This is a genomic window from Lacibacter sediminis (assembly GCF_014168535.1).
Lineage (GTDB): Bacteria > Bacteroidota > Bacteroidia > Chitinophagales > Chitinophagaceae > Lacibacter > Lacibacter sediminis.
The window spans coordinates 4,933,363-4,950,826 of the sequence record NZ_CP060007.1 but is presented as its reverse complement, the minus strand read 5'-3'; the positions used below and the strand labels follow the sequence as shown (position 1 = coordinate 4,950,826).

At 41.2% G+C, this 17,464-nt stretch carries 11 protein-coding genes; 3 read left to right on the top strand and 8 right to left on the bottom strand.

The features are described from left to right. Positions 1-15: 15 nt before the first annotated feature. From H4075_RS20930 to trmB, 8 genes are all read right to left on the bottom strand, one after another. Positions 16-1,323, bottom strand: coding sequence for a sugar MFS transporter (locus H4075_RS20930; RefSeq protein ID WP_255460254.1), 1,308 nt, complete (start codon positions 1,321-1,323; stop codon positions 16-18). A 122-nt stretch (positions 1,324-1,445) separates the two neighbouring features. Beyond that, positions 1,446-2,729, bottom strand: coding sequence for an MFS transporter (locus H4075_RS20925; protein ID WP_182802754.1), 1,284 nt, complete (start codon positions 2,727-2,729; stop codon positions 1,446-1,448). 375 nt (positions 2,730-3,104) lie between these two features. After that, positions 3,105-4,520, bottom strand: a complete 1,416-nt coding sequence (locus tag H4075_RS20920) for a SusD/RagB family nutrient-binding outer membrane lipoprotein (RefSeq protein WP_182802753.1) — start codon at positions 4,518-4,520, stop codon at positions 3,105-3,107. A gap of 35 nt (positions 4,521-4,555) precedes the next feature. Further along, positions 4,556-7,693, bottom strand: coding sequence for a SusC/RagA family TonB-linked outer membrane protein (locus H4075_RS20915; protein ID WP_182802752.1), 3,138 nt, complete (start codon positions 7,691-7,693; stop codon positions 4,556-4,558). Between the two features lie 239 nt (positions 7,694-7,932). Beyond that, positions 7,933-11,520, bottom strand: a complete 3,588-nt coding sequence (locus tag H4075_RS20910) for an amidohydrolase family protein (RefSeq protein WP_182802751.1) — start codon at positions 11,518-11,520, stop codon at positions 7,933-7,935. Positions 11,521-11,641: 121 nt separating this feature from the next. Next, positions 11,642-12,016, bottom strand: a complete 375-nt coding sequence (locus H4075_RS20905; RefSeq protein WP_182802750.1) for an MGMT family protein — start codon at positions 12,014-12,016, stop codon at positions 11,642-11,644. Continuing rightward, positions 11,976-12,194 (bottom strand): DUF5522 domain-containing protein, encoded by a 219-nt coding sequence (locus H4075_RS20900; RefSeq protein ID WP_182802749.1) that lies wholly within the window; start codon positions 12,192-12,194, stop codon positions 11,976-11,978. The genes H4075_RS20905 and H4075_RS20900 overlap by 41 nt, the downstream gene beginning before the upstream one ends. Before the next feature lie 81 nt (positions 12,195-12,275). Then, positions 12,276-12,983 carry a tRNA (guanosine(46)-N7)-methyltransferase TrmB gene (trmB, locus tag H4075_RS20895; protein ID WP_182802748.1) on the bottom strand — a complete coding sequence of 236 codons (708 nt, stop codon included), beginning with the start codon at positions 12,981-12,983 and terminating at the stop codon, positions 12,276-12,278. Between the two features lie 271 nt (positions 12,984-13,254). Here trmB and H4075_RS20890 point away from each other — a divergent pair, with 271 nt between their 5' ends. Genes H4075_RS20890 through H4075_RS20880 form a run of 3 tightly spaced genes read left to right on the top strand, consistent with a single transcriptional unit; the run spans position 13,255 to position 16,929 of the window. After that, positions 13,255-14,976: a hydroxysqualene dehydroxylase gene (locus tag H4075_RS20890; RefSeq protein ID WP_220494816.1), complete on the top strand. Its 1,722-nt coding sequence runs from the start codon at positions 13,255-13,257 to the stop codon at positions 14,974-14,976. Between the two features lie 41 nt (positions 14,977-15,017). Beyond that, positions 15,018-15,698, top strand: coding sequence for a transmembrane-type terpene cyclase (locus H4075_RS20885; protein ID WP_182802747.1), 681 nt, complete (start codon positions 15,018-15,020; stop codon positions 15,696-15,698). Then, the gene (locus H4075_RS20880) at positions 15,682-16,929 is read left to right on the top strand and encodes an adenylate/guanylate cyclase domain-containing protein (protein ID WP_182802746.1); all 1,248 of its coding nucleotides are present in this window, start codon (positions 15,682-15,684) and stop codon (positions 16,927-16,929) included. The genes H4075_RS20885 and H4075_RS20880 overlap by 17 nt, the downstream gene beginning before the upstream one ends. Positions 16,930-17,464: the final 535 nt, after the last annotated feature.

Genomic DNA, 17,464 nt, shown 5'->3' with positions numbered 1-17,464 from the left:
GAAAAAATTGTGAGATTATGCACTGTATCTTTTTTTCAAACCTGCTTTATGTCCGCTTACAGCAAAGTAGAGGATGTATAAATAACAGGGTAATACTGCAATGCAATAAGCAAGTTGAAAATCAAGTTGCAGGTTGTCTTTTAACCAGGCATAGATCATTGGCCAGATAGCACCACCTGCAATACCCATGATCATAATGGCCGAACCTGTTTTCGTAAACTTACCAAGATGACTGATACCTAAAGGAAAAATAGCAGGCCACATTAATGAGTTGGCTAATCCTAACAAAGCAATAAAAGTTACGGATGTATAACCGCCCGTAGCATAAGCGGCAATACTGAAAATAATACCCAGCACTGCACAGATGCGCAACGCCTTTTGTTGCGAAATATATTTGGGGATAGCAATGATGCCTGCGATATAACCAAGAAGCATTCCGCTTAACGTTAATGCAGTGAAGAATTTAGAAATATCAGCACTTATACCAAGCTCTTTTCCATAAACGCCAATAATATCTCCTGCCATCACTTCGGCAGCTACATATACGAAGATGCAAAATGCACCAAGAAACAAGTGTGGAAACTGGAAAATACTTTTATGATGTACAACTTCACCGCTTGCTTCATCCACTACATCTTCTTCAACCTGTACTTCGGGAAGATGTGTAAATTTTATCAGCAAGGCGAATAAACAAAAAATAACAGCCAAAACAATGTAAGGCATATTCACACGGCCCAAAACTTCCTGCAACAGTTGTTCTTTTTCAATTCCTGTTGCTGCTTCAATTTGTTTTTCAATCGCTGCTGCATTTTTAAGAAACAAAGTGCCCATAATAATAGGCACAAGTATACCTGCTGTTTTATTACAAATACCTGCAAAGCTGATACGTTTCGCAGCACTTTCAATAGGACCAATAATTGTTAAATAAGGATTTGCTGCAGTTTGTAATAATGCAAGCGCTGAACCTTGTATAAATATTCCTGTTAGAAACAAGGGAAATGAATTGGACTTTGCAGCAGGTATAAATAATAATGAACCAACACCCAAAATGAGCATACCAAGTACAAGCCCGTTCTTAAATCCTGTTTTCTTTAATATCCAGGACGACGGCAAGGCCAAAAAGAAATAAGCCATGTAGGATGAGAAGGTAACAAAGAAGGCCTGAAAATCTGTTAACCCAAATGATAGTTTGAAAAAAGGAATTAATGTTCCGTTGGCCCATGTTACAAATCCAAAGATGAAAAACAGGGCACAGATCATAATCATCGGGATGAGGGTTGTTTGCTTTTTTGGTACAACCATCTGTATTGTTTGCTGCCGCATGCAATTATTTTAACCTTGAAAATATGTTAATCACTGCTGAATGCACAAGACAACCGTTTGCACAAAGAAAAAGCCGCATCATTATTTAATGCGGGCTCTTGGTTTATGTGGTTGTATGAAACTTAACCGGCAATATCCTGTGCTGCTGCAACTTCATCTTCCATAATTTTTTCCTGCTGATTTAATGCTTCTGATTCAACTACTGTTTGTTGTTTGCGTAACAGGTTGAAACCAATTACAGAAAGCATACATACAGTGCCAACTATCCACCATAAAACATTGAATCCCGAATGATCAGCAATTCTTGCTCCGAACATCGGCCCAAAAGTTTGTGCAGCCGACCATGCCATTGTATACAAAGCCGCATATTGTCCACGGTTACTGTGATTGCTGCGGCTGATCCAGAAACTGTTCATAAACGGCATCGACAACATTTCGCCAACGGTAATGAAAAGTATAATAACCATTGCCATGAGATGAGTAATGTTGAGAAAGTTCAGCAGCAGGAAGGCGATGGCTGTAAGCAACACACCCAATACAACAAACAGTAAAGGAGTTTTTCGTTTTTCCAATCGATAGATCAATGCCATCTCCGTTAATACAATAAAGATCCCGTTTGCAGCCATAAGAAAGCCGATAAAGGGTTCAGAAAAACCACGCTCCTTTTTAAAGTAAACGGAAAGGTTGGTAAATAGCTGAAAGAAACTTGCTGCAAATAAAAATGAGCAGAAAATAAACCATAGATAAACTTTGTCTTTGTAAGCAGAAAGAATTTTTACTGTTGCTGCTGCAACGGTTTCTTTTTTTCTTTCCTGTAACGGTGGCTTCAGCAACTGATACAACAGCAATGCTGCTGAGATATTTGTGATGCCATCGATCCAGAACAACAGTTCATAATTCACATGTGCAATTAATCCCCCCAATCCGCTGCCAATAGCCCAACCTAAATTAATGGCTAGTCTGTTAAGTGAATACGATCTTGTTCTGTTTTCTTCGTTACTGTAAAAAGCAATGGCGGTTGAGTTGGCAGGACGGAACGCTTCGTTCACAAAGCTCAATACAAATGTAAATATGCAAATGAGCGGATAACTTTTCATTTGCCCCAATACCATAAATAACAATCCGCCACCAAGTAATGTGATCAACTGAATTTTATAAAAGCCAATTTTATCAGTAAGTCTTCCACCAATATAGGCTCCTGTAAATGCTCCTGCTCCAAACAAACCAAATACAAAACCTGCCTGGCTGAGTGAGTAACCCATTGCAGGACTGGTGAGATACAAACTCAGAAAAGGAACCACCATGGTTCCGCTTCTGTTAACCAGCATGATCCACGATAATAACCAGGTTTCTTTTGATAAACCTGTATAGGCTTGCTTATATGAGTTAAATGTTTTGGAAAGCATAGAAGCAAAGCAAAATTATTATTAATCGGGAAGAAAGGAAATACGAAAAGCTGAGTAGTTTAGGTATGCAAGTCTTGACAATCGTTTGTGTTGCTGCATAATTGAAAAGATGCATTGTGGACGAGAAATGCCTGTTTCTTATGCGAGTCTGAAATTGTAATTTCTTCGTAACAAAGTAGAATGTTCCAACTTCCGTTACATCGTCATTGATCAGATGCTCATTTCATGTAGAAGAGGTGCAAGGAGAACCGGTAGTGCATCTTTTAGTTTGAGACCTTGAAAATATGTTAATCAATGCTGAAAGCAGAAGACAAACGTTTTCACAACGAAAAAGCCACATCAAATGATGCGGCTTTTTCGTTTATTTCCCGGAGATTACAAATCCCACCACAAACGCTGCGTTAACGCTGGTACCTGTGGTACATTGGTTGAATTCAACGATTGTTCAGTTGATGGATAATCGAGACGTCGGATCGGCTCACTCAGCAATGAACTCAGCGGTAATTGAAAACCTGTGTAGGCATAATTGAAACGTCGTGCATCTACCCATGCCTCAGGACTCAGGAACATCACGATATATTTTTCACGGAAGAGGATGGGTAGTGTAAGATTGCCTTGGCCAACTCCTATTTCCGGGCGTGCTAAATAAGTGTCTCTGTTTCCTGACGAGATACCGAGTTTGTTCATGTGTGCAGTAATGCCGGCGATATATGCAGTGTATGCTCTTGATGCATTGTTTGCACGTAATGCAGCCTCAGCTTCAATGAACTTAACTTCTTCCAGTGTAATGACAAACAATGGAGCTGCATCGGCACTGTAATAACCATTTGTTGTGAGATAACATTCGTCACGACTGGTACCTGTTCCCACACGACCTGCGCCATTACGTGTACCACGGTAATCGCCATACCTTGTTGTGTCGGTAAACCGGCTGATGCGTGGATCAACATAACCATAACGTACGCCGTTCATTGATTGAATAATATTTGTACTGAGCCACGCATCCAGCACAAGTGCAGCATTGTTGCGTGCAAGAGTTGCCCACGGGTTACGTAATGTAAACACAGATACTTTCGCTTCCTGTGCAGCAGCTGTATAAGCACTGTCAACAGCAGCTAAAACATTAGTAGCGCTGTAACCAGGTGTTTTACTCAATTGATTCAACAATCTTGCTTTCATACTAAAGGCAGTGCGTATCCAGTAAGTGCGGTTACCGGCATGAAGAAAATCAGCATTCGCAGTAACTGTTATGGTTGGGTTCTTACGTAACTCAACAATGCCTTCATCAAGCAATGTTAAACAACGTGTGTGCAGTTCCTGTGCATTATCATATTTGGGGCTAAGGTTTTTTCCTGACAATGCTTCGCTAAAAGGAACATTGCCCCACATGTTGGTTGTAAGACTGAGGTTGATGGCCATCATTACTTTTGCCATGCCAAGATGTGCAGTACTTCCTGTTTTAATTGCCAGTTGCTCAAGATCATAAATGTCGGCCATATTATCGTAAAGCAAACGCCAGGTAGTGCTGAAGTCAACACGGTCATATATGTCTGTTGGCGAGTTGGCATTAGGCGATGCAAAATATTGTACATAATAGTTGCTCACATTGGCTGCACGAAAAACATTCAACCCGGTATTTTGTGTAGTTGCTGCAAGAATACCATTGATGGTTGGCTCTGTTGGCCTGTTTGGATCGTTGTTGATATCGAGATATTTTTTACATCCCGTAAAACCAATGAGCATCAGTAAGACCGCTGCGATGCTTTTATGTAGTTTGAAATTCTTTTTCATAATCTGTGATTTAAGCATGATAAAATTGTACTGCATTAAAAGTTTACGTTAATGCCTACAAAATAGCTGCGTACACCCGGATAGCTGAAGCCGGCAAAACCATCTGCATTGCTGCCGGAAGGATTTGAACTGTTTTCAGGATCAAAGCCGGTAAATGGTGTGCTGAGCCAAAGGTTGTTACCAGTGACTGTGAAAGATGCACCTTTGATATACTTTGTTTTAGCCAATACTTTTGCGGGAAGTGTATAAGATAAACTGAGGTTGCGTAAACGCACCCAGCCTGCATCCTCCACAAAATTTTCTGTAACGCCACGATGAATGTTACGGTAAAAACCATCATCATAATCACGGCCATCAGGTCCAACTTCCATACCAAGCCATACACGTTGCGTATTAGCAGCACCGCCTGCTATTACTCCGTTGAACACTCTGAAATCATTACGGTCTTCAGTATACTTGGCAATACCAAATGCACTCATAAAGTTGCCTAACTGGTTAAAGCGCTGTACACCTGCACGCATATCAAACAAAAATGACAAATTGAATTGTTTATATGTAAGTGAATTACTTACTCCATACATAAACCTTGGCAGTGAATTACCAAGTAAACGTTGATTGGTAGCATCTCGTATGGGGAATCCTGCAAGGTTGCCGGTGCTGGCTATCAATAATGGAAGATCACGACGCAATGTTACCCGATCATCGGTTTGCGAACCGTAGTAACGAGTGTAGGCAACACCATATAATCCACCAGCAGGTTGACCCACCACCCATTTTTGTGTAGCACCACTTGACAAATAACCAAACTGAGATGCGATCACAATTTCATTTAAGCCTTCAGCAAGTCGAACAACCTTATTACGGTTTGATGTGAAGTTGGCGTTTACTTCCCATGTAAAATTGTTGTTGCGAATGGGTGTTCCATTTACAGCCAGTTCAATACCCTTGTTTTCAATTTCACCGGAGTTAAGTACATAAGATGTAAAACCGGTTGAAGTTGGAACAAGTACACGGTTGATCACATCTTTACTGTTGATCTGGTAAAAGCTTGCATCAAAACCAACTCTGTTATTAAGGAACTGCATTTCCAAACCTACTTCACGGTTATCGGTAAACTCGGGTTTCAGGTTTTCAGATCCTTTCACATCATCTCTTGTCCAGCCATTAACACCATTAACAGGCTGACCAAATGCGCTGTTATAATAGGTGTTGGTTAAATATGGTTCAACAGGTGCAATACCAATGCGGGCAAACGAACCTCTCAACTTACCATAGGAGATCCAGTCAGGCATTCTAAAATGTTGACTGAATACATAAGCAAGACTTACACTTGGATAAAAGAAACTACTGTTACCACTGGCTACCGAACTTGCATAATCGTTACGTCCTGTCAATGTTAAGTACAGGAAGTTATCATAACCAAGTGTTGCATCGGCAAAAATGCCCATGGTACGTAATTGTGTGCGCCTGCTGTTTTGCGTAATTACTCTTGCATTATTCAATGTAGTAAGCCCGATAATGTCTAGCTCAGATCCCTGTGTTTGCTGAAAGTTATAATTGATGTCAACAACATCATGGCCTGCTCTGGCATTGAGAGTAAGTTTTTCGCCGAAATTAAACTTACCTGTAATAAGTAAATTGCTGTTAAGCACTTTGTTCAAGATCCTGTACTCACCAACAAACCCTAAAGGATTATCGCCGAAGTTGACAATGCCCGGTCTTGCTATTTGCCCGGGTGCAGTTGCACGACGATTATCGGAAGTGAAATCCAAACCAAGACGGTAAGAAATATCTAACCAGTTTACAGGTGAGTATGTAAGCGCAAGATTAGAAAGCATACGATCAACATTATCTTTGAACGTATTATAATACGCACCAAAAATGGGATTGTTGTTGCCATAAGTTTTATGTGCACCATCTGCTGTTTTGTAATCTTTCACATCCCAACGTGGACTCCAGTAACTGAGACTTTCATTAAAACGATCTGCATTATAACGAAGACCACCACTGTTGATATAGTTGAATGATGGGTTGAACTGCAGTTTATCACTCAATTTCAGAACAGCATTTACACGTGCATTCCAGTTACTGTAATTTGTGTTTGGTAAAACACCATTATGTGTAAAATAACTGAACGATGTGTTTACCAATGCTTTTTCATTACCGCCACTTACATTAAGCGTATTGCGGAATTGGTTACCCTGTTCGTATGCCCTTGCATAGTGATGATAGATCTTATCTGGATGTGTTGGGTCTAATGCTTTCGCTGCAGTAACTGTTGGCCCCCAACTTGGAAAGAAATCTGTAGAACTGTAATAGATCTGGTTATTACTGCGGTAACCTTGCGTATAAGTAGTCTGTACGTCCGGGTATTTATTTACTTCTTCAACACCGTAGGTTGCGTTATAGCTTACACGCATTTTACCTGCTTTTGCACTCTTGGTTGTAATAACTATTACACCATTACTTCCACGGAAACCATACAAAGCGGTAGCAGCGCCACCACGCAGAATACTCATGCTTTCAATATCATCAGGATTAATATCGGCAATGCGGTTACTCATACCACGAAGACTTGCATTACCACCTTCTGTTACAGTTGAGTTATCAACGATAACACCATCAATTACAAATAATGGTTGATTGTTGCCCAAAGCACTTTTTGGTCCACGTATAACAATGTTAGCGCCTTGACCCGGGCCACCACCGGTTGAATTGATCTGCACACCGGCTACACGACCTTGTATAGCGTTTACTAGGTTAGGCTGTTTGCTTTCCATCAACTGTTTGTTGTTGATCTCTGTTGCAGCAAAGCCCAGTGATTTTTTTTGTTGACGAACACCAAATGCAGTAACAACAACTTCTCCTAAAGCAGTGCCTGCTTTTAGTGTAACGTTTACTTCGCTTGTTGATGATACATCAACAGTTACATCTTCAAAACCGGCTGAACTGATGATCAGCGTTTTTTGATTGCCGGTTAGCTCAATTGAAAAGATGCCATTTACATCTGATACAACGGCTTTTTGTGTTCCCTTAACGGTAACTGTTGCAAATGAAACAGGCTCGCCTTTTTCATCAGAAATTTTGCCGGTTATTTTCCTGGTTTGTGCCTGCATACACAATGGAATGAGCAGTAAGCTCAATAGTAGTTTGAGCAGTTTGAACTTTCTCATGCGCTTAGTTTTGGTTTTAAGAGAAATGATGATTAAGAGATATAACAAGATAGAAGGAAAAAACTCTTTTTAAAAGCACATACTGAGAAATTTTAATAACAATTGGATGGGTGGAAAGGAAATTGAAAATGACAAGTACTGCAGATAAACCAACTTACAAATTAATTTATCCCTATTAATTGGACATAAAAAAGCCCCATCGCTGTTGATGGGGCTTTATAAAGTTGAGTAATTTATGTTTAATCTTTTACTTCAGTTGTAACCGTTGGTGCTTTCTTCGTCCAGCTGCCGGCATCCATTTTACGTGGGGTTGGATATATTTCATCCAATGTATTACCATCATACAATCGTCCGTTCTTCACTACATAACGAATGGTATTGGTGTTGCGGATGTTCTGCAATGGATTTGCATCCATAATATTGATGTCAGCAAGCTTGCCTTCTTCAATACTGCCGAGCTCTTTATCTAATCCTAATGCAGTAGCACCAAGAATAGTTGCTGTGCGTAACGCATTGAGGTTGCTCATACCACCGCTGGCAACACTCCACATTTCCCAATGATAACCGAGGCCTTGCAATTGTCCATGGCTGCCAATACCTGCAAGGCCGCCTTGTTGTACAACACCGTTCACCGACTGTGCATGTTTTTTAAACACATGATCTTCCGGTGTAAACCATCCACCCAAACCACCTGCACGACGACGGGATTTTGCACTCAACTCTTCGTAAGGCGTAAAGAAGTTGAGTTTTTTATCGTGTACCGGACTTTCGGTTGTGTAATAAAAGTTTTCAGCCCATGGTCCACCATATGCAACAAGCAATGTTGGCGTGTACGCCATTTTACTTTCAGCAATTGTTTTTGTTACATCACTGTATAATGGGAAAACAGGAATCGCATGTTCATGACCCGGATAACCATCAAACAATTGTGTCATGTTCAATTTGTAATCTAATCCGCCTTCTGTAGTTGGCATCAGCTTTTGTTCTTTTGCCGCCATGATCACCCATTGACGATGTAGCCTGTTACCAACCAGGTACATTTTAATGTATTGTGTATTGTAATACTTGCTGTATTGCTTCAACACATTGCGTGTTTGTTCAAGGCTCTTTAAATTATACATCCAGAAACCAACACCGGGACCTGTGCTGTAAACACGTGGGCCAGGCATTTGTCCTGCTTCAACCATATCGCTCCATGTCAACACATCAGTGACTGCTGTTTGCGGATCTCTTGTGGTAGTAACACCATAAGCAAGATTGGCTGCATAGATCCATGAAGTGTTTTTATGCAAACCCCAATAGGTCCACATATGCGAATGTGTATCTACAAAACCCGGGGTAATTGTTTTGCCGGTACAATCAATTTCTTTTGTTCCTGCCGGTACAGTGAGCGTTCCGGTTTTACCAACAGCTTTAATGCGGTTGTTGACGATGAGTACATCGCCATTCTCAATTACTTCTTCACCTTTCATCGTAACAATGCGTGCATTTTTCAACAACATTGTTCCGGTTGGCTGATCTTTTTGATAAAAGACTTTCACCTGTGTTTCAGCAGGAGTATATTTTTCTTTCTTCTTTAATTCTTCTTTTGCCAATGCTTCACGCTTTGCACGTGCAGTATCAACTTTTAGAATAGCTGCAAGAGAGTCAGCACTCTTCTTTGCTAAAGAATCGGCGAGTTTTTTTGCATCAGGTCCGAGAGCAAGTAATGCTTTTACACTGTCAGCAGCTTTTTGTGTTTCGATCTTCTTTGCAGCTTTCACAGAATCCTCAACAAACTGCGCACGCTCCGTATCATATACCCAATGACCATTACCTAAACTCCAGTGAATTTTCTTTCCATCTGCTTCCCATGCAGGAAACTCGCCACCAATTTCTGTAAGTTGTCTTGCCGGAAAACTGCTGGCAGTTGGTTCGCCAACATTGATCGTTGGCATTTTGCCGGTTTGCGGAATGGTCACCACATATACGTTGTTATTTACCTGTGCCAGTGCCTGGTTGCCTTCGGGCGCCATCAGAATAATACCTGCTGATGATGGCATGTTTTGTGGTTCACGATTACTTGCTCCTTCAGGTAACATGCAATAATTTACCGCACTGGTTTTCATGATTGGTTTACCCATTACATAGGTAACATCATTTGCTGTACCGGTTGAATGTTCATGACCGGAATGATCATCATGTGCATCTGCAACTGCACCATAAGTTGTAATACCTGTGATACGTACATGTGTTTTGAGATCGGTACCATCCCAACGGCAGGAGATGAGTGTGCCGCCTTGTCCATTCAGATAAATGCGATCTGTATTTTTTGTGAAATGAATATTACCTGCATTCACTGTTAAGTCAACTTTTGTCATTGGCCCACCTGTTGCATTCATCCATACAATATCTGCTTCGGCACCACTGTAGAACGGATCTTCTGCATCTTTAAATAAGCGAAGGGGTGCTTTAAAGAATGCGATGCGGTTATTATAACTCCAGGCAGGTTGCATATAAAAACCCGGCTCTGTTGTAAGCTTTGTTACTGCTGGCTTATTACCAAAACCTGCTTTGTAGATATGACCACCTTCTGTTTCGTTCCATGTTACAAACACCAGTTGTGTTCCATCAGGACTCCATGCCGGCATTGCTTCAGTAAAGTTGTTATTGGTTACACGTTTAGGTGTGCCGTTTGGATAATCCATCACATACAAACGGTTCAAAACTGTGAATGCAAGTTTCTTTCCGTCAGGGCTTGGAACGCCATCACGTATTTGTGTTGCCAATGCAGCACTGGTATCTTTAATAGCATAGTTGAAATACAAACGAGGTCCCATTTCTAAATTCATGTCTGCTTCAAATGCAATTTCTGTTGCTTTGCTTCCATCAACAGGTATGCGCCAGATCTTACCACCATAACTGGCAACAAGAAACTTACTGTCGGGTGTAAACGACATGCCGGGTAACACCCCTTGTGGTGCAATACTTTCCTGTTCATCACGCTGCACGGGATATGCCAGCCAACGTTCATCACCATTCTTCATATTGCGTAGCACCAAACCGGTTTTATCCTGGTAACGGCTGCCATACACCATCCATTGCCCATCTTTACTGAGCGTGGGTGTAAATGCAGAACCATAACGAGTAGTGATTGTGTTGGTAATCCCTTTATCACGATCGTATGTGCCAATCTGGTATTGCGGTAACAACGCATTGTAATTCCATGAACCGTTACGCTGACTGTAGTAAACATATTTACCGTCAGCACTTACAAAAGGATCAATTGTTTTTAATGCAGGAGGTCCATCGTTTAACTGAATACCACCGCCACCATCTTTGTGATACATCCAAAGTTTTGGAATGCGGCGGCCTTTACTGGCGATGATATAATTACCATCAGGAGTCCAAACGGCTGCCGGAAAATCTTCCGTAGGATCTTTTGTTAACTGCACGGTATCTTTCTTTTCCATATCAATGTACCAGATATTATCGCTGCCGCTTCTGTCGCTGGTGAAAAGAATTTTCTTTCCATCAGGACTGAAACGTGGATGCGTTTCATAAGCAATACCTTTTGTAACAGCAGTTGCTTTACCACCGGCTGCAGGTATGGTATAAATGTCACCCATAAGATCGAAGGCAATGGTTTGTCCATCGGGACTTACATCCACACTCATCCATGTGCCTTCTTTGGCAGTGAATTTTATGGTACGCTCAGGTTTAAGTGGAAGTTTTGCAAATGCCGTGTACGGCATGGTGTCTTTTTTTATAGTGTCCTTAACAGGCTGTTGTGCAGCAAGCGAACCTGAAATGCCGAGGATGGCAATCAGGCATGCAGTCTTTCTCATACTTTAAATGGTTTTGGATTTGGAAGATAATATAAGGTGATGAAATTTGGAAGGAATTCTTGTTTGGTGGTTGATGGGATGGATGATGAAGCATCAACCGAGTTATTACATATAAAAAATATCACCCCAACTCCACCGCCGGGTCCCAAAACCGTTTTTCAAAATCAACTACGGTATCATTCTTTACGGCAACACCATCTTTCTTCAGCAATTCTTCCATATGTGTAGGTGTTTCAAAATGTGCCTTACCGCTGAGCATACCATTGCGGTTTACAACACGCTGTGCAGGTACTTTTGGTTTTACCTTATGTGCACCATTCATCGCCCAGCCTACCATTCGTGCAGAAAGTTTAGTGCCGAGATAAGCAGCAATAGCACCGTAAGATGTTACACGACCTTTGGGAATTTGTCGCACCACATCATAAACATCCTGGAAAAAAGAATACTCTTTTGCTTTACCCGTTTTGGGAAGTTGAGGTTGTTTTTTTGAGGGCATCTTTACGCTCTTTTAATACCAAGGTACGACGTGGCTCGGGAACACTTTCATAATCGTAAGGACAATGCCTGCAACCATGACCGCAGCAATAGCCCTTGTCAAGATGGTACTTGGCAGTGAGCACAATATTATCATGCTCGTCATAATAAAAATCCAGTCCTTCTTTTAAGTTGTTCATGTGTTTCCCGTGGCGTAATAAACTAGTTAACCATCCACAACCCATTTTGTTGCAACAATTTTTTGCAGAAAATCAGTTCGTTCAGTCTTTCTCTGTTTCAAACACCCATTGTTTTAACAAAGCATCGGGTTCAACCGGTAAAGCAGTTGCAGGTAAACTGAATTGCAGGTAATGGATGCGGTTGCTTTGTGCAATATCTAACCCCTCGTAATGTGTTTTGATCTTCAATTCATCGCTGATGGTTTCTTCTTGATACAAATTATCCGTTGAATAATGTAGTGGCAAATCATACAAACTGATCACTTCCTTAGTGAAGCGATAGAGCACAGGTGAATCTGTTTTTAAATGAATGAGGCCACCAGGCTTCAGCAGTTGTTGATAAGCACGTAAAAATTTAGGATGTGTTAACCGCTTCTTGTGTTTCGATGCACGAAGCTGAGGATCGGGAAAAGTGATCCATATCTCACTCACTTCAGCTTCAGCAAAATAATTGGTGACCTGGTCAATTTGCGAACGTATAAACGCCACATTGGTTAAGTTTTCTTTCAGTGCTGTTTTAGCTCCTACCCAAATGCGGTTGCCTTTGAGATCAATGCCAATAAAATTCCGTTCAGGATATAAACGACCTAAGCCAACAGCATACTCGCCTTTACCACAAGCCAGTTCTAAGGTGATCGGGTGATTATTCTTAAAAAATTCGCTCCACTTCCCTTTCATATCCTGCGGATACTGCAACACATTGGGGAAGGTTTCTATTTCAGCGAAACGGATGAGCTTTTTTTGTCCCATAGCGGGCAAAGGTAATAAGCAGAAACGGAACTGCTTGGTTGCAACTTGCGTTTGTATTGATATGATATACAACAGGCATGCGTGGATGGTTATTCCTTTTTGCCGTAAAAAGAATTATATTGGCAGCCCAACGCTTTCTGTAGATCGATTTTTTCCTGCACCGATTTGTAATGAATGAAGGATCAAACAGAACGTTTTTCAATCCTTCCCTTTCGATTTCCTGCTGACCAATTCACCGTTGCCATTTAACAAACAGTAAAACCAAACGATCATGCCCAAAGTTGTTATCCTTGGAGGAGGTGTTGCAGGAATGAGTGCAGCACACGAATTAATTGAGCGTGGATTTGAAGTAGAAGTATACGACCGTCATAAACAATACCCCGGCGGTAAAGCAAGGAGTGTAAATGTTCCAACTGTTGGTCCGGGGCCGGAAGAACCATTACCGGGCGAGCATGGTTTTCGTTTCTTTCCCGGGTTTTACAAACACATCATCAACACAATGGAACGTATTCCCTTTGTCAGCAAAGATGGGGAAACAAAAACAGTGGTTGATAACCTGGTGCCAACTGAACGTGTACGATTGGCACGTGAAGGCAAAGCATCCATTACCACGCTGGTAAATTTTCCGCATTCGTTCAACGATCTGCATGTGCTGCTTGAATCAATGCACGCCAACACCGGACTAACAGAAGAGGAAAAGAAATTTTTCGCAACAAAAGTATGGCAACTGATGACCTCCTGTTACGACAGAAGAGCCAACGATTATGAGCGCATCAGTTGGTGGGATTATCTAGAAGCTGATCGTTTCAGTGATGACTACCGTGCATTGCTGGTGCAGGGTTTAACACGAACATTGGTAGCGGCCAATGCACGCAAAGCCAGTACGAAAACAGGAGGTGATATTTTTCTGCAACTCGTATTTAATATGACCAATCCCGGTGTGCATACCGACAGGGTATTGAATGGTCCCACAAATGAAGTGTGGTTACATCCATGGTTCACTTACTTAACAGAAAAAGGAGTAAAGTATGTGAAGCATCATGAAGTAACAGCATTGCAAATGGAGAAGGGGAAAATAACGGGCGCAACCTTGCTGAACCGCACAACAAATGAACCGGTAACTGTAACTGGCGATTATTATTTACTGGCTGTACCTGTTGAACGTGCAGCGCCACTGTTTACTCAGGAAATGCTGGCAATTGATCCAACGTTGCAAGGCGCTGTAAACCTTGCACCAAGTGTGGCTTGGATGAATGGCGTACAGTATTTTTTAACGGATGAAGTGAATGTGGTAGATGGGCATTGTATTTACTCCGATTCTGCATGGGCTGTTACTTCTATTTCGCAATTGCAGTTTTGGAAAGATTATGATATACGTACCAAAGGGAACGGTAAAATCAGAACGGTGTTTTCGGTTGATGTGTCGGATTGGGATACACCAGGCTCCATGGATTGTACCAATGGCAAGCCTGCGAAAGATTGCTCACATGAAGAAATTAAAGATGAAGTATGGCACCAGATCAAAGCAAGCCTGAATGTGAACGGACAAAAAGTAGTGCAGGAAGAAACACCTGTGTTGTGGCATATAGATGGGGATATCAAACTAGTTCCCGGCAACGGCACTCGTGAAAAAAATGAGGAACCGTTATTGGTCAATACGATCAACTCATGGGGTCTTCGTCCCGATGCACATACGCTTATTCCCAATCTTTTTCTTGCATCGGATTATGTACGTACGTATACCGATCTGGCAACAATGGAAGGTGCGAATGAAGCTGCACGCCGTGCTGTGAATTCCATCATCAGTGTATCGGGCAGCAAAGCCAAACTTTGTGAAATATGGAACCTGCATGAACCGGCTATACTTGCGCCGCTTCGCAACCACGACCAGAAGCGATATGAAAAAGGGTTACCCTGGAAATCGTATGAACCGTGGTGGCTTAGGCTGATTATAGCTGTTTTGAAATTTTTTAAAAGGCTGTTAGATAAATAGGCTGATGTACAATGTTAACTCATATTTAAAAACTTCTTTCTATGCCGTTTATTAATTTACAAGACTATACTGTTCTCGATCATTTGCTTTTTGGAATTGGCTGTTTTTTTTGGGTGATTGTTTATATCCTGGTTTTGATCAAGATCCGCAAATTTAAATTTGTGGAGATTCCAATGATCGCAGTCTCCATCAACTTTGCCTGGGAAACGTTGTGGAGCTGGTTTTTTGTTTCGGATATGGGTATGTTGTATGTATGGGGTTACAGAAGTTGGTTTTTTCTTGATTGCTTTATTGTTTTTTATACACTGCGTTATGGTTATAAGCAATTACAATTATCCGTATCGCAGGCAGCTACACGTTATTCCTTTGTTGCATATTGGATAGCCTGGCTGGTTATCCTTTACTTTTTCAGCCTCAAATTTGATATCCCTCAAAGTGGGATGGGTGGCTATGGCGGTTACTGGTGCAACATGCTCATGTCATCGGCTTATATTACACTTATACTCCGCACTAAAAATCTTGAATATTTTTCACTACCGGCAGCATGGTTAAAATGGCTTGGTACTTTTCTGGTTACATTGTTCTGTTTTAACCACGAGCAGTGGAAAGGCGAATGGTTTTTATACAGCCTTGGTATTGCCACAGCAATTTTAGATATTGTTTATATCTGTATTTTCTATTGGTTAAAGAAAAAACAAACTGCTAATGTCAGCATGGGGTAATTTTATTGAAAGCTTATTTGAGTTTGATGTACTTGATATACAGGAACGCCGTAAACGGCGGATGACCATTGAACTGGCCCTGTGGATTGTGGTGGCGGGAACTATGTACAACCTTGTTTATGTTTACCTTGGGTTTACTGAAGCAATTACTGTTTCTGTTTTATCAATCATCAGCACCATTCTGAACATTCTCGTATTTTATTTTTCAAAAAAGTATAAGCTTTTCAAAATATCACAGCTTATAATTCTTGTTTTTTTTGGCTTCCTCAACCACGTTGTACTGGGTGGATTTGTTGACAGCAGCGGTGTGGGGTTATGTGCCATACTGGCTGCAATGGGTGCGTTGATTTTTACCGACGTTCGCACTGCACGGTTTTTCTTCGTTCTGTTTATTATCGGAATTGTTGGTGTGGGCGCATGGGAGTTTAGTATTATCAACCGGCCTTTTCAAATGCCCAGGAACCTGAGCCTTACTTTTTTTATTATCAATTTTATATTTATCAGCGCCATTGTTTATTTTATTGTTGAAAGTGCTTTTATTAAATCAAATGCATTTCGGGAGCAATTGGAAAAAGAGAAAGCAAAAACAGAATCGCTCTTATTAAATATTTTGCCAGGCGAAATAGCGCTTGAATTAAAAAATTCCGGGTGGACCAAGGCACGAGGCTATGCTTCTGTGACTGTTGTGTTTTCTGATATTATCGGCTTTTCATCAAGTGCTCGCTATTTAACCCCAGGTAAATTGGTAGAAGAGCTTGGTTTGTATTTTGGTGCGTTTGATGATATTATGGAGAAGTACGGGTTGGAGAAAATTAAAACCATTGGGGATGCTTACATGTTTGTTGGTGGAATTCCAACCGAAACAAATACACATGCACATGATGCTGTGATGGCCGCATTGGAAATGCAGGAGGAAGTGGAGCGAATAAAGCAAACAGGGAGCATTTCTTTTCCGTTTCAATTGCGGGTTGGTGTTCATACTGGGCCAATTGTTGCAGGTGTGGTTGGCAAGAAAAAATTTGTGTATGATGTATGGGGCGAAACAGTAAACATTGCTGCACGTATGGAACAAAAAGGTGAGGCTGGAGAGGTAAATATTTCACAGGCTACTTATTATCTCATCCAGAACGATTTTATTTGTACGCCAAGAGGTAAGATTTCGGCTAAAAATGTAGGTGATCTTGAAATGTATTTTGTTAATGGAAAATCAGTTGCTAATCCCCATAGATAACCATTTTGTTATACAAAAAGCAGCCTGTTGCCTAAAAACGAAAGAGCCCTTTGTAAAAACAAAAGGCAATCGTAAAAAAAGCATGAGAAAAATCTGTACGGAACAGAGTTGATCGGTATATGGTAAGCAACCGAAATAAGCTGTAGGGGGAGGGATCGAACCTCCACGGAGCAGTTAGTTGTAGCACAAAGTTCAGTGGTCGACCCTGGTCGAGTGGTTATTGCTAACCAAACGGCTCTATGCTATATTTATCCTGTTATCTCCACCCCCGAGACAAGAGGGCATGTCTGCCAAAAATTTCATCACCCCACAGTGTAAAAAAGAACTAGTTAAAAAACCAATGTCCAAAATCCAGTAACCAAATGCCTGGTTGTATTTTGGTTTTTGTAATTTGGTTTTTTGTTTGTGCTGTAGAGGGAGGGATCGAACCTCCACGGAGCAGTTAGTTCCGTTGCCGGACTTTATCCTGTTATCTCCACCCCCGAGACGAGAGGGCATGTCTGCCGAAAATTTCATCACTCCACAGTATGTTGTT

Bases quoted from the DNA above. Each gene is read 5' to 3' on its own strand.
- H4075_RS20930 (WP_255460254.1), bottom strand. From the start codon at position 1,323: ATGCGGCAGCAAACAATACAGATGGTTGTACCAAAAAAGCAAACAACC.
- H4075_RS20925 (WP_182802754.1), bottom strand. From the start codon at position 2,729: ATGCTTTCCAAAACATTTAACTCATATAAGCAAGCCTATACAGGTTTA.
- H4075_RS20920 (WP_182802753.1), bottom strand. From the start codon at position 4,520: ATGAAAAAGAATTTCAAACTACATAAAAGCATCGCAGCGGTCTTACTG.
- H4075_RS20915 (WP_182802752.1), bottom strand. From the start codon at position 7,693: ATGAGAAAGTTCAAACTGCTCAAACTACTATTGAGCTTACTGCTCATT.
- H4075_RS20910 (WP_182802751.1), bottom strand. From the start codon at position 11,520: ATGAGAAAGACTGCATGCCTGATTGCCATCCTCGGCATTTCAGGTTCG.
- H4075_RS20905 (WP_182802750.1), bottom strand. From the start codon at position 12,016: ATGCCCTCAAAAAAACAACCTCAACTTCCCAAAACGGGTAAAGCAAAA.
- H4075_RS20900 (WP_182802749.1), bottom strand. From the start codon at position 12,194: ATGAACAACTTAAAAGAAGGACTGGATTTTTATTATGACGAGCATGAT.
- trmB (WP_182802748.1), bottom strand. From the start codon at position 12,983: ATGGGACAAAAAAAGCTCATCCGTTTCGCTGAAATAGAAACCTTCCCC.
- H4075_RS20890 (WP_220494816.1), top strand. From the start codon at position 13,255: ATGCCCAAAGTTGTTATCCTTGGAGGAGGTGTTGCAGGAATGAGTGCA.
- H4075_RS20885 (WP_182802747.1), top strand. From the start codon at position 15,018: ATGCCGTTTATTAATTTACAAGACTATACTGTTCTCGATCATTTGCTT.
- H4075_RS20880 (WP_182802746.1), top strand. From the start codon at position 15,682: ATGTCAGCATGGGGTAATTTTATTGAAAGCTTATTTGAGTTTGATGTA.